Annotated in this window: 12 protein-coding genes; 2 read left to right on the top strand and 10 right to left on the bottom strand. The window is 64.0% G+C overall.

From position 1 onward, the window contains the following. Window positions 1-8 precede the first annotated feature (8 nt). The 8 genes from RA25_RS04835 to RA25_RS04800 all read right to left on the bottom strand — a co-directional run bounded on the left by RA25_RS04835 (window position 9) and on the right by RA25_RS04800 (window position 8,552). Entirely contained in the window at window positions 9-542 is a 534-nt protein-coding gene (locus RA25_RS04835) for a NuoB/complex I 20 kDa subunit family protein (protein WP_019295997.1), read from the bottom strand. Continuing rightward, window positions 533-898, bottom strand: a complete 366-nt coding sequence (locus tag RA25_RS04830) for an NADH-quinone oxidoreductase subunit A (protein ID WP_019295998.1) — start codon at window positions 896-898, stop codon at window positions 533-535. Before RA25_RS04830 ends, RA25_RS04835 begins: the two co-directional genes overlap by 10 nt. Before the next feature lie 233 nt (window positions 899-1,131). After that, the gene (locus tag RA25_RS04825) at window positions 1,132-1,914 is read right to left on the bottom strand and encodes a crotonase/enoyl-CoA hydratase family protein (RefSeq protein WP_019295999.1); all 783 of its coding nucleotides are present in this window, start codon (window positions 1,912-1,914) and stop codon (window positions 1,132-1,134) included. A gap of 20 nt (window positions 1,915-1,934) precedes the next feature. Further along, window positions 1,935-2,792 (bottom strand): hydroxymethylglutaryl-CoA lyase, encoded by an 858-nt coding sequence (locus RA25_RS04820; RefSeq protein ID WP_039145405.1) that lies wholly within the window; start codon window positions 2,790-2,792, stop codon window positions 1,935-1,937. A 78-nt stretch (window positions 2,793-2,870) separates the two neighbouring features. Continuing rightward, the gene (locus RA25_RS04815; protein ID WP_039170568.1) at window positions 2,871-4,808 is read right to left on the bottom strand and encodes an acetyl-CoA carboxylase biotin carboxylase subunit; all 1,938 of its coding nucleotides are present in this window, start codon (window positions 4,806-4,808) and stop codon (window positions 2,871-2,873) included. A 9-nt stretch (window positions 4,809-4,817) separates the two neighbouring features. After that, window positions 4,818-6,422, bottom strand: coding sequence for a carboxyl transferase domain-containing protein (locus RA25_RS04810; RefSeq protein ID WP_039170567.1), 1,605 nt, complete (start codon window positions 6,420-6,422; stop codon window positions 4,818-4,820). Between the two features lie 100 nt (window positions 6,423-6,522). Next, window positions 6,523-7,026, bottom strand: a complete 504-nt coding sequence (locus tag RA25_RS04805) for a hypothetical protein (RefSeq protein ID WP_039170566.1) — start codon at window positions 7,024-7,026, stop codon at window positions 6,523-6,525. Further along, window positions 7,026-8,552, bottom strand: coding sequence for an AMP-binding protein (locus tag RA25_RS04800; protein ID WP_039171183.1), 1,527 nt, complete (start codon window positions 8,550-8,552; stop codon window positions 7,026-7,028). Before RA25_RS04800 ends, RA25_RS04805 begins: the two co-directional genes overlap by 1 nt. Before the next feature lie 149 nt (window positions 8,553-8,701). On the opposite strand from RA25_RS04800, the gene RA25_RS04795 reads away from it, so the two are divergent. Next, window positions 8,702-9,304 (top strand): OmpW/AlkL family protein, encoded by a 603-nt coding sequence (locus tag RA25_RS04795; protein ID WP_039170565.1) that lies wholly within the window; start codon window positions 8,702-8,704, stop codon window positions 9,302-9,304. 96 nt (window positions 9,305-9,400) lie between these two features. Here the strand turns inward: RA25_RS04795 and RA25_RS04790 are convergent, their stop codons facing one another. Then, the gene (locus tag RA25_RS04790) at window positions 9,401-10,561 is read right to left on the bottom strand and encodes an isovaleryl-CoA dehydrogenase (protein ID WP_019296006.1); all 1,161 of its coding nucleotides are present in this window, start codon (window positions 10,559-10,561) and stop codon (window positions 9,401-9,403) included. Window positions 10,562-10,865: 304 nt separating this feature from the next. Here RA25_RS04790 and RA25_RS04785 point away from each other — a divergent pair, with 304 nt between their 5' ends. Then, window positions 10,866-11,324, top strand: coding sequence for a CreA family protein (locus RA25_RS04785; RefSeq protein WP_039170564.1), 459 nt, complete (start codon window positions 10,866-10,868; stop codon window positions 11,322-11,324). Here the strand turns inward: RA25_RS04785 and RA25_RS04780 are convergent. Beyond that, window positions 11,312-12,505: a DegT/DnrJ/EryC1/StrS family aminotransferase gene (locus RA25_RS04780; protein WP_039170563.1), complete on the bottom strand. Its 1,194-nt coding sequence runs from the start codon at window positions 12,503-12,505 to the stop codon at window positions 11,312-11,314. The genes RA25_RS04785 and RA25_RS04780 overlap by 13 nt on opposite strands. Window positions 12,506-12,574 lie beyond the last annotated feature (69 nt).

Here is a 12,574-nt window from a genome sequence, read left to right as displayed (position 1 = left end):
CCCCTTCCTTAGCGCACCAGGGTGCCGGTGCGGCGGATCTTGCGCTGCAGCTGCATCAGGCCATACAACAGCGCCTCAGCCGTCGGCGGGCAGCCGGGCACATAGACGTCGACCGGCACAACCCGGTCGCAGCCTCGCACCACGGAGTAGCTGTAGTGGTAATAGCCGCCGCCGTTGGCGCAGGAACCCATCGAGATCACGTAGCGCGGCTCGGGCATCTGGTCGTAGACCTTGCGCAGGGCCGGCGCCATCTTGTTGGTGAGGGTGCCCGCAACGATCATCACGTCCGACTGGCGCGGCGACGCGCGCGGCGCGATGCCGAAACGCTCGGCGTCATAACGCGGCATCGAGGTGTGCATCATCTCAACTGCGCAGCAGGCGAGACCAAAGGTCATCCAGTGCAAGGAGCCGGTGCGCGCCCAGTTGATGATGTCCTCAGCCGAGGTGAGCAGGAAACCCTTGTCCTGAAGCTCGGCATTGATGGCCCGGGTGACAACTTCCTTGTCCACGCCCGCCGTGTTGGGTCCGGTCATCACTGCCATTCCAGGGCCCCTTTCTTCCATTCATAGGCAAAGCCGATGGTCAGCACGCCCAGGAACACCATCATCGACCAGAAGCCGAGGTCGCTGATGTCCTTGAAACCGACAGCCCAAGGGAACAGGAAAGCGATTTCCAGGTCGAAAATGATGAAGAGAATCGAAACCAGGTAGAACCGGACATCGAATTTCATGCGGGCATCGTCAAAGGCGTTGAAACCGCATTCATAGGCGCTGACCTTTTCCGGGTCCGGGTTGCGGACCGCCAGGACGACGGCTGCCAGGATAAGGACAATCCCCAAACCTGCCGCGACGGCCAGGAAGACCAGAATAGGCAGGTATTCCCTCAACATCTCTTCCAAGAGCAGCTCCTTTCCCCGGGCGGATTTCCGCGCGGCGTCAATTGGCGTGTTGATTTGGACTGTGCATACCCCCGTGCCCGGGGAGCGTCAACTAAAGCGACGTTAATCCACAGGGGTTTGGATAGAAAAAGCACTGTTGCAACACAGGGATAATTCCCTAGCGTTTTCATAAGAAAAGCGGCCGCAGGGGGAACTGCAGCCGCCATGAAAACGTGAGTCAGATATGCCGCTTTTCAGCTTTGCCATGCCGGTTTGCGTTTTTCAAAGAACGCCGCGATCCCCTCTCCTGCCTCCGGCCCTTCCCAGCGCTCCACAAGCGCCTTGATTGTATGGTCGATCACGCTGTCATCCAGCCGCGGGCCCAGATCGCGGGCCAGCTTCTTGGCCGCCGCCACCGCGCCGGGGGCACAGTTCAGATAGGGCGCAACCTCTGCCTCGACCGCCTCACCCAGCTGCTCAGCGGGCACCGCCTTGGCCAGCAAACCCAGCTCCACGGCCTCTGCCGCACCGAACAGGCGCGCCGACATGAACACCCGGCGCGCCTTGGCTTCGCCCATGCGGGCGATGACATAGGGGCCGATGGTGGCGGGAATCAGCCCCAGCTTGGTCTCGGTCAGCCCCATCTTCAGATGATCCGCGCCAATGGCCACATCGCAAACCGACGCCATTCCGACACCACCGCCGAATGCATTGCCCTGCACCGCGCCGATCAGCGGCTTCGGCAGGGTGTTGAGCGCCATCAGCATCTCCGCCAGCACCCGCGCCTCACGCGCACGGGTTTCGGCATCGGCATCCATCTGCGCCCGCATCCAGGCAAGGTCGCCGCCTGCGCAAAAGCTTTTGCCGGCCCCGGTCAGCACCACCACCCGGACCGTGTCATCCTCGGCCAGCCGCTTTGCCGCCAGGGTAAGTTCCTGCAGCATCTGGCCGGACATGGCGTTGTGCTTCTCGGCCCGGTTCAGGGTCAGGGTGCAGACGCCGCGGGCGTCGGTGTCCAGGGTGATTGTCTCGAACATCTTGTGTCTCCGCTGAATTCTTACTGCAGGCCGCGCATGGCCCGGGCGAGTGCTGCGGCCTCTTCCAGCACATCTGCGTTCAGCCCAGTGTTATAGCCCAATTCCGTTAGGCGCTTGTGCACCGCTTCCGTTGCCACATTGCCCGCCGCGCCCGGCGCATAGGGGCAGCCGCCCAAGCCGCCCACGGCCGCATCAAACACCCGCACACCCTGCGCCAGCGACGCCTCGATATTGTCAAGCGCCCGGCCCGCGGTATCGTGGTAGTGGCCTGCCAGCTGTGCCGCGGGCACCCGCGCAGTGACTGCCTTGAGCATCGCAGTGATCGCCTCCGGTGTGCCCTGCCCGATGGTGTCGCCCAGCGAAATCTCGTAACAGCCAAGCGAGAACAGCCGTTCGGCCACCTCTGCCACCTTCTGGGGCGGGGTGGCCCCATCATAGGGGCAGTCGGTCACGCAGGAGACATAACCCCGGACCGGCAGGCCGATCTCCTTGGCCGCGTCAAGAATGGGCAGGAAGCGGGTGATGCTTTCCTCGATGGTGGCATTGATGTTGGCCTTGGAAAATCCTTCGGAAGCGGAGGCAAAGACCGCAATCTCGTCCGCCTTGGCAGCCACCGCATCCTCGTAGCCGCGCATGTTGGGAGTGAGCGCCGCATAGCGCACACCGGGGGCGCGGGTTATTCCGGCCAGCACCTCCGCGCTGCCCGCCATCTGAGGCACCCATTTGGGCGAGACGAAGCTGGCCACTTCGATACGCTTGAACCCGGCGCGGCTCAGGCAGTCGGTCAGCGCCACCTTTTCCGCAACCGGTATCTCGCGCTTTTCATTCTGCAGCCCGTCGCGCGGGCCAACCTCGAAGATTTCGGCAAATTCACCCATGGAATGCCCTCCGGCTTCATCTTTCCAAAAATACTCAAACCGCAGCGGGGACGGCAGGCGTGCCGCCCCGGACCCGGGTCAGCCGTCTTCTTCTTCCAGCCGCACCAGCGCCGCGCCAGCCTCAACCTGGTCGCCGGCAGCAGCCAGAACCTCGGCCACCACGCCGTCGCGGGCCGCCAGAAGCGAGTGCTCCATCTTCATCGCTTCCAGAATCGCAAGCCGGTCGCCCTCTTTCACCGCCTGACTGGCCTCGGCAAAGACCGCTTTGACCAGACCGGGCATCGGGGCCTCGATGACGTTGCTGTCGCCGCCCGCGGCCGCATCGCGGTCCAGCGGGTCTATCGCGGTGAACTCCAGCCCATAGGCATCATGCACGGTGATCAGCGTTCCCGACTGAGAAACCGCAGGCATCCGGCGCTCACCAATGCGCCATTGGCCCTGGCTGCGTTCGGCCACGACAGTTTCGCCATCAATGGTCCAAAGCTGCCGGTCCGGCCCGTCCACCTGCACATCCGCCGTGAACTCCTCGCCCGCATGGGACAGGGTGACAGCCCGGTGCAATGGCGCCCAAAGGGTAAAGCCGGTGTCCACTGCGGCCTCCACCAGATCCAGCGCCACCATGCCGGCCGCCGCCTTGTGGCGCAGCTCCACCACCGGCGCCGCGGTCAGCGCGTCCAGATCGCGAGCAATCAGGCCGGTGTCTACCTCGCCATTGGCAAACCCCTCATGCGCCGCCAGTGCGCCAAGGAAGGCCAGGTTGGTGACGGTTCCGCCAACTTGCGTTTCCTCCAGCGCGCGGGCCAGCCGCGACAGCGCCACCTTGCGGGTGGAGCCATGCACGATCACCTTGGAAATCATCGGGTCGTACCAGGGACTAATGGTGTCCCCTGCCCGCACACCGCTGTCGGCGCGGGCCTCTGCCGGGAAGGACAGATGGGTCAGCGTGCCGGTTGCGGGCAGGAAGCCCTTGGGCACGTCCTCGGCATAAAGCCGCGCCTCAAATGCGTGGCCGGTGATGGTGAGGTCTTCCTGCTTGGCAGGCAGGCTCTCGCCCGAGGCCACCCGCAGCTGCCATTCCACCAGGTCAACACCGGTGATCAACTCGGTGACCGGATGCTCCACCTGCAGGCGGGTGTTCATTTCCATGAACCAGAACCCGTCCGTGCGCAGCCCGTCAGAGCCGTCGACGATGAACTCTACCGTGCCTGCGCCCTTGTAGCCGATGGCCTCAGCCGCGCGCACGCCGGCCTGGCCCATCGCCTCGCGCATTTCAGCGGTCATGCCCGGCGCGGGGGCTTCCTCGATCACCTTCTGATGGCGGCGCTGCAAGGAGCAGTCGCGCTCAAACAGATGCACGGCTGTTTCGCCGTCGCCAAAAACCTGCACCTCGATATGGCGCGGCTGCTGGATGTACTTCTCAATCAAGACATCCGGGTTGCCGAAGGCTGTGGTAGCCTCGCCCTGGGCACTTTTCAGGGCATCGGCAAATTCGGCAGGCTTTTCAACCAGCCGCATCCCCTTGCCGCCGCCGCCGGCAACCGCCTTGATCAGCACCGGATAGCCGATCTTCTCCGCCTCGCCGGCCAGGAACTCCGGGTCCTGGTTGGTGCCGTGATAGCCCGGCACCACCGGCACGCCGGCCTCCTCCATCAGCGCCTTGGCAGCGTCCTTAAGGCCCATCTTGCGGATCGCATCCGCCGAGGGGCCAATAAAGGTCAGGCCCGCAGCCTCCACCGCCTCGACGAATTTCGGGTTTTCCGACAGGAAGCCGTAGCCCGGGTGAATCGCCTGGGCGCCGGTTTCCTGTGCGACGCGGATGATCTCGTCGCCCTTCAAATAGCTGTCCGCCGGGGCTGGGCCGCCGATATGCACGGCCTCATCCGCCAGCGCCACATGTTTCGAAGCTGCATCGGCATCGGAATAAACGGCCACGGTCCGCACCCCCATGGCGCGGGCGGTTTCCATCACGCGGCAAGCAATCTCTCCGCGGTTGGCAATCAGGATTTTGTCAAACATGGGAGATCCTCACATCCGGAAGACGCCGAAGCGCGTATCTTCGATCGGGGCGTTCAGCGCGGCGCTCAGCGACAGGGCCAGCACGTCGCGGGATTTGCGCGGGTCGATGATGCCATCATCCCAAAGCCGCGCGGAGGCATAGAGCGGGTGGCTCTGTTCCTCGAACATCTCGATGGTGGGGCGCTTGAACTCCGCCTCTTCCTCGGCGCTCCAACTGCCGCCCTGGCGTTCAATGGCGTCGCGTTTCACGGTCGCCAGCACGCCCGCGGCCTGCTCGCCGCCCATCACCGAGATGCGGGAGTTCGGCCAAGTCCACAGGAAGCGCGGGGAATAGGCGCGGCCCGACATGCCGTAGTTGCCGGCACCGAAGGAGCCGCCGACCAGCATCGTCACCTTCGGCACATTGGTGGTCGCCACCGCCGTCACCATCTTGGCGCCGTGACGCGCGATGCCCTCGTTTTCGTACTTCCGCCCCACCATGAAGCCAGTGATGTTCTGCAGGAACACCAGCGGGATCTTGCGCTGGCTGCACAGTTCCACGAAATGCGCGCCTTTCTGGGCGGCTTCGGAGAACAGCACCCCGTTGTTGGCGATGATGCCGATGGGGCAGCCCTTGAGGTGGGCAAAGCCGGTCACCAGGGTTTCGCCAAAGCGCGGCTTGAACTCGTCAAAGCGGGAACCGTCGACCAGCCGTGCGATCACCTCGCGGATGTCATAAGGCGTGCGCAGGTCGCCCGGCACCACGCCGAGGATTTCCTCAGGGTCATAGGCGGGCTCCTCGGGACTTGCCCAGTTCACAGTCAGCGGCTTGGTGATGTTCAGCGACTGCACCGCGCGCCGCGCCAGTGCCAGCGCGTGGGCGTCATCCTCGGCCAGGTAGTCGGCCACGCCTGAGAGGCGCGTGTGCACATCGCCGCCGCCCAGGTCCTCGGCGCTGACGACCTCGCCCGTGGCGGCCTTCACCAGCGGCGGGCCGGCCAGGAAGATGGTGCCCTGCTCCTTCACGATGATGGTGACATCCGACATCGCCGGCACATAGGCGCCGCCTGCGGTGCAGGAGCCCATGACCACCGCGATCTGCGGGATGCCCTTGGCCGACATCCGGGCCTGGTTGTAGAAAATGCGCCCGAAATGGTCGCGGTCGGGGAAGACCTCGTCCTGGTTGGGCAGGTTGGCGCCGCCGCTGTCGACCAGATAGATGCAGGGGAGACGGTTTTCCTCCGCAATCTCCTGCGCGCGCAGGTGTTTCTTCACGGTCATCGGGTAATAGGTGCCGCCCTTCACGGTGGCGTCATTGCAGACCACCATGACCTCCTGCCCGTGCACCCGGCCGATGCCTGCAATCACGCCCGCTGCGGGCGCGGCACCGTCATACATGGCATGCGCCGCGGTGGCGCCGATCTCCAGGAACGGGGAGCCGGGGTCCAGCAGGTTCGCCACCCGGCGGCGCGGCAGCATCTTGCCGCGGCTTTCGTGGCGGGCGCGGGATTTCTCGCCGCCGCCCATGCGCGCGGCCTCAGCCGCCTCGCTGATCTGCGCAAGCGCGTCCAGATGCGCCTCGCGGTTCTGCTTGAAGCCGTCCGAGGAGGGCATCGCCTTGGATGTGAGTTTCATGTCCACTCTCCCATTGTAGGGGTTAGGCTGTGTCCCGTTATACGGGAAATATCTTTCATTCCGGTTGGGGCAGCGTACGCCGGGTATGCAACACCTGGGGTCATTGGCTTGCCTCCCCGGTCATATCCTCACTGCGCATCAGAACTCTTAGTTTGAGCCATTCTGAAAGTGCCTCCGAATAGCGGCACACTACTTCGGAAGGCAAATTGGGGTCTGAAATCTTGGTACAATCGGGAGCGTCACCCAAAGCAGGCATGGGCAGGGACAGACCTGCAGGCCCGTTGTCATCAAGAACACTTTTGTCGAAGCCCGGCATCTGGCTAACGATGCGCGCTCCATCCGCCTCCAACCACGCCGCGGCGCTGTCAACGCAGTACTGTAAAGCTTTGTTTTCTTGGCTCATGTTACACATGCGGACGGCCTGCGAGACGCATTGAGTGTCCATGGGAACCGCAAAGCCGACATCGGGGACAAAGCTGGTGCAAGCGCTCAGAAAACCGGCTGTATCAAAAACGGGGGTCTCCTCACCTGCCGCAGTAAGAGGAAAGGACGCGCCCAAAGCGCAAGCACAGGCTGCAACAACGGAAAGGACCGGCTGTTTCATCAGCTCACCTCCCCCGCCGCCTGCGCCTTCAGCTCCTTGCGGATCACCTTGCCGGTCACCGTCATCGGCAGCGCATCCAGGAACGCCACTTCGCGCGGGTAGGAATAATGTGCGAGGCGGTCCTTGACGTAGTCCTGCAGTTCCCTCTCGGAGGCCGCGGCGCCGGGTTTCAGCACCACATAGGCCTTGACGATCTCGGTGCGCAGCTCATCCGGCTTGCCCACCACACCCACGGTCGCCACCGCCGGATGGGTCAGCAAGCAATCCTCGATCTCTGCCGGGCCGATACGGTAGCCGCCGGAGGTGATCACGTCATCCTCGCGGCCGACAAAGCGCAGGTACTCGCCCTCCCAGATGCCGCGGTCGCCGGTCATAAGCCAGTCCCCGCGGAACTTGGCCGCCGTCTCCTCGGGCCGGTTCCAGTATTCCAGCAGCATCGAAGCCGAGCCGCGGCGGATGGCGACGTCGCCCTCGCCTTCTGTAGGATGGCCCGCTTCGTCGATCACTTCCAGCTCATGCCCCGGCACCGCCTTGCCGATGCAGCCCGGGCGCGGCTCGAAATCTGCGGCACAGGAGGAGGCCACCATGTTACATTCGGTCTGGCCGTAAAACTCGTTAATGGTCACGCCCAAGCGCCGCCGGCCCCAGGCGAGCATCTCCGCGCCCAGGGGCTCTCCGCCGCTGGCAACGGAACGCAGGCCGTCGAGCCCCTGCCCCGCCGCCTTGAGCATCCGCAGCGCGGTGGGCGGGAAGAAGATGTTGCGGACACCGGCCTTGGCGATCAGATCCGCGCAGGCTTCGGGTGTGAACTTTTCCAGCCGCGCGGCCACCACTGGTACGCCCAGCGCCAGACCCGGCATCAGCACGTCGAACAGACCGCCGATCCAGGCCCAGTCCGCAGGGGTCCAGAGCACATCGCCGGGCTGGCCAAGATGGTCGTGGCTGATGGCAACCCCCGGCAGGTGGCCGGTCAGCACCCGGTGTCCGTGCAGCGCGCCTTTGGGGCTGCCGGTGGTGCCGGAAGTGTAGATCAGAACAGCAGGGGTTTCCGGGGTGGTGTCGGCGAAAGGCACCGGGCCGCCGTCAATCCCGGCTGTGTCGGCCATCACGGCCTCGGCCAGATCCCCCAGCAGCTCCGCGCCCTCGGCATCGGTGAAAACAAACCGCACGCCCGCGTCGCCGGCGCGCGAGGCCAGCGCATCGTGTTTGAACAGCTTGAACAGCGGCACCGAAATGCCGCCAGCCTTCCACACCGCCAGATGCGCGGCGGCGCACCAGGGCGACTGGCTGAGCAGCACGCCCACGCGGTCGCCCGGCTGGATGCGGGTCAGCAGATAGCGCGCCAGCCCGTCTGTCATTGCCACCAGTTCGCCATAAGTAATGTCCCGGCGCGCGGGGCCGGTCATGTCAATCAGTGCCAGTGCATCGGCTGGCTGCGCCAGGCATTGCGCCGCCATGTTGAGATGCTCTGGCATGTCCCAGCTGCCGTCTGCGCGAAACCCCAGAATGTTACGTTCAACATGCATATTTAGACATTCCTGAAACGCATAGCGGCCATGCGGCATTTTGCTGTGATTTCAACAGGTAGCACCGGACAGTTTTGACTCAGATCAGAGTTTTCGGCCGCCTGCGGGTGCATCACTGCCGGGTAAACACAAGAAAAGGGACGCACCCCATGAAACGCATGGTTTCCGCGCTTGCGCTGACCTCCGCCCTGGCCGCAATGGCCGCCCCCGCCCTGGCCCAAGAGCGTGGCGATTGGACCGTTGGCGTTGGTATCGCCAACGTGAATCCGAAGTCCGGCAACGGCACCCTGGCGGGCGCGCTTGCTGACATCGATGACGGCACCGCGCTGTCGCTGACCGTTGAGTATTTCTTCCGCGACAACTGGGGCGTCGAGCTGCTGGCAGCCTCGCCGTTTGAGCATGACATCAACCTGAACGGCGCCTACGCGGCCTCGGCCAAGCAGCTGCCGCCGACCCTGTCGGTCAACTACCACTTCCCCACCCAAGGTGTGATCAAGCCGTTTCTCGGCCTTGGCCTGAACTACACCACTTTCTTCGAGGAAGAGACCGCGCTTGGCACGCTCAAGCTGGACGACAGTTTTGGCGTCGCGGTGAACGCCGGTGCCGACTACCAGATCTCCGACAATGGCGCGCTGCGGTTCAACGTCCGCTGGATGGACATCGACACCGACGCAACCCTGAACGGCGCCAGCATCGGCACCGCAGAGATTGACCCGGTTGTCGTGAACTTCGCTTACGTGCACCGCTTCTGATCCTTAGAGGGTCCGGTTACGGCCTGGCGGCTGGCCTCGTGCCGCCGGGCCTGTTTCAGCCCCGCGCGCCCCTTGGGATGCGCGGGTTTTTTGTTTTTACATGGTGCCCATCAGCTCGCGGCCGATCAGCATCCGGCGGATTTCGCTGGTGCCCGCACCGATCTCCATCAACTTGGCATCGCGGAAGATGCGGCCCACCGGGTTATCGGACAGGTAGCCCGCACCGCCAAAGGCCTGCACCGCCTGATGGGCCTGAGTCATCGCAACCTCAGACGCGTACAGGCAGCAGGCTGCGGCGTCCTGACGGGTCACGGTGCCCTTGTCGCAGGACTTGGCAACCTCATAGACATAAGCCCGGGCGGTGTTCATCGCCGTGTACATGTCAGCGATCTTGGCCTGCATCAGCTGGAAGTTCCCGATCGGCTGACCGAACTGCTTGCGCTCTTTCATGTAGGGCATCATCTCGTCCATGCAGGCGGCCATGATGCCGGTACCGATGCCAGCCAGCACAACGCGTTCGTAATCCAAGCCGGACATCAGCACGCGCACGCCCTTGCCCTCTTCACCCAGGATGTTCTCAAACGGAACCTCCACGTCCTCGAACACCAGCTCAGCCGTGTTGGAGCCGCGCATACCCAGCTTGTCGAAGTGCTTGGAGGTGGAGAAGCCCTTGAATTCCTTTTCGATCAGGAAGGCTGTGATGCCCTTGGAGCCCGCTTCCGGATCGGTCTTGGCGTAGACCACCAGGGTATCGGCGTCGGGGCCGTTGGTGATCCAGTACTTGTTGCCGTTCAGGCGGAAGTGATCGTTGCGCTTTTCCGCGCGCAGGCTCATCGACACCACGTCGGAGCCCGCGCCCGCCTCGGACATTGCCAGCGCGCCGACGTGTTCGCCGGACAGCAGCCGCGGCAGGTATTTCGCCTTCTGCTCGGCGTTGCCGTTCAGCTTGATCTGGTTGACGCAGAGGTTGGAATGCGCGCCGTAGGACAGCGACACGGACGCGCTGGCACGGGCGATCTCCTCAATCGCGACGGTATGGGCCAGGTAGGACATGCCGGCGCCGCCGAATTCTTCCGGCACTGTGATTCCCAGGAGACCCAGCTCACCCATCTCTTTCCACAGCTCCGCCGGGAATTCGTTCTTCTGGTCGATTTCCTGCGCCATCGGCTTGACGCGCTCCTGCGCCCAGCGGTGAACCACATCGCGCAGCGCGTTCACGTCCTCACCAAGATCGAAAGTCATGCTTGCGTTGAACATCCCGCAGATCCTCCAGGCCAGAGCCGATTATATGAACAGTTGTTCAATTCAATAAAGGAGCCTTCGATTCGGGTCAATGGCGGTCCCGCTGCCCCGGACGCAGCGTCGAAAGCGGAAGACCGGCCGGAACGAGGAGGCACCGTTTTCCGGCACGGAAAACAGAACGGAAAATACGTGTCTTCCGGGCCGGAATTCTCGTAGAATTCCGGTTGGCATTTCAGTGAGTGGGGATCTTTTTCCGCGTGCGGGCGTTAACAGACAGACGCGGAAATCCTGCCCCGCCAGAAATCCAGAGGAGTTTCAAATGACACGAGCAACCCCCGTCCTGGCCGCAGCATTCTGCCTAGCTGGCCTGCCAGCTGCCGCCGAGGAGGTCGGGAAAATCGGCGTCGACTGGGTGGGAAATGATATCATCATCGAGGCCATCGCCGACCCCAAGGTCGAAGGCGTAACCTGCCACATCGCCTATTTCGAGCGCGGGCTGATTGACCGGCTGTCCAAGGGCAACTGGTTCGAGGATCCCTCAAATGCTTCCATCGCCTGCCGCCAGACCGGTCCCATTACTGTGGGCGAAATCGACCGCGGCCGCGATGGCGAGGACGTGTTCCGCGCATCGCGCTCCATTATCCTGAAGTCACTGCGGGTCAAGCGGATCTTCGACGAGGCCAACCAGACCCTGATCTATGCCGCCCACGCGGCAGAGCTGACCGACGGGTCCGCCAAGGTTTCGATCTCGACGGTGCCGCTCTTTCAGGCGGATTGATAAACGGCGGAGACCTCGGCCCGGATGATGCGGGCGATCTGCGCGCAATCCTCCAGGCTAAAGGTCAGCGGCACCCGCATGTCGATGATGCCTGCCAGGATGCGGTCGCTTTGCGGCAGCCGCGGCGTGTCCGCGTAGCGCCAGCTGTCGTAACGGGAAGTGAAGGCGACGGGCTCCGGCGTGCCGAACCACTTCAGCTCCACCCCGCGGGCGGAGCAGCGGCGCACAGCCTCCTGCACCGCCTCCTCGGACCAGTCCAGAAGCAGGAACTGGATCGAGGAGCCGACATAGACCTCCCGCGCAGGGCGCGCCACCACCGTCAGGCCCGGCGTGCCGCGCAGGCCCTCCTCCACCGCACGGTAGCGGTCGTTCCAGCGTTGCACCTGCGTGTCTAGATCCCGCAGCTGCGGCCGCAGGATGGCGGCGCGCAGGTTGTCCATCCGGCCCGAGATGTTGGGGGTCTCGTATTTCACCCGCTCGAACACCTCAGGTCCCGGCGCAGCCAAGTGGCGGCCATAGAGCATGTAGGAGCCGGACATCATGATGGCACGGGCGGCGATTTCTTCGTCATCGGTGATGAGCAGCCCGCCCTCGCCCGAGTTCACATGCTTGTAGGTCTGGCAGGAGTAGCAGCCCACCGCACCATGGCGGCCCGACAGCACCCCGTTCCAGGAAGCACCCATGGTATGGGCGCAGTCCTCGATCACGGTGATACCGGCGGCATCGCAGATCTCCATCAGCCGGTCCATGTCGCACAGATGCCCGCGCATGTGCGACAGCATCAGCACCTTGGCCTGATCCGCCTTGGCCGCCAGATCCTCCAGGTCGATGGTCAGGTCTTCGGTGACTTCGACGAACACCGGCTCCGCCCCGACAGAGGCAATGGATCCCGGCACCGGCGCCAGGGTGAAGGCGTTGGTCAGCACCTTGTCGCCAGGCTTCACCCCGACAGCGCGCAGCGAGGTTGCCAGCGCATAGCCGCCAGAGGCTACAGCCAGACAGTATTTCGCACCCATCTGCGCCGCGAATTCCTGCTCCAGCAGCGCGGTCTCGCCCGCCTCGCCCTCTGCCACGTTATAGCGGTGCAGCCGCCCGCTGCGGAGCACCGCCAGCGCGGCCTCGATGGCGACTTCGGGGATGGGTTCCTGCTGGGTGAATGACCCGGTAAACTTTTCGCTCATGCGGCGTTTGTGAGCCGCGGGCGGCCAGCGGTCAAGGGGGAAGCCGGACAGATGAATATCCCGAAACTA

Origin of the sequence: Leisingera sp. ANG-S5, assembly GCF_000813925.1 — a bacterium.
Classification (GTDB): domain Bacteria; phylum Pseudomonadota; class Alphaproteobacteria; order Rhodobacterales; family Rhodobacteraceae; genus Leisingera.
This window is presented reverse-complemented; position numbering and strand designations above follow the sequence as displayed.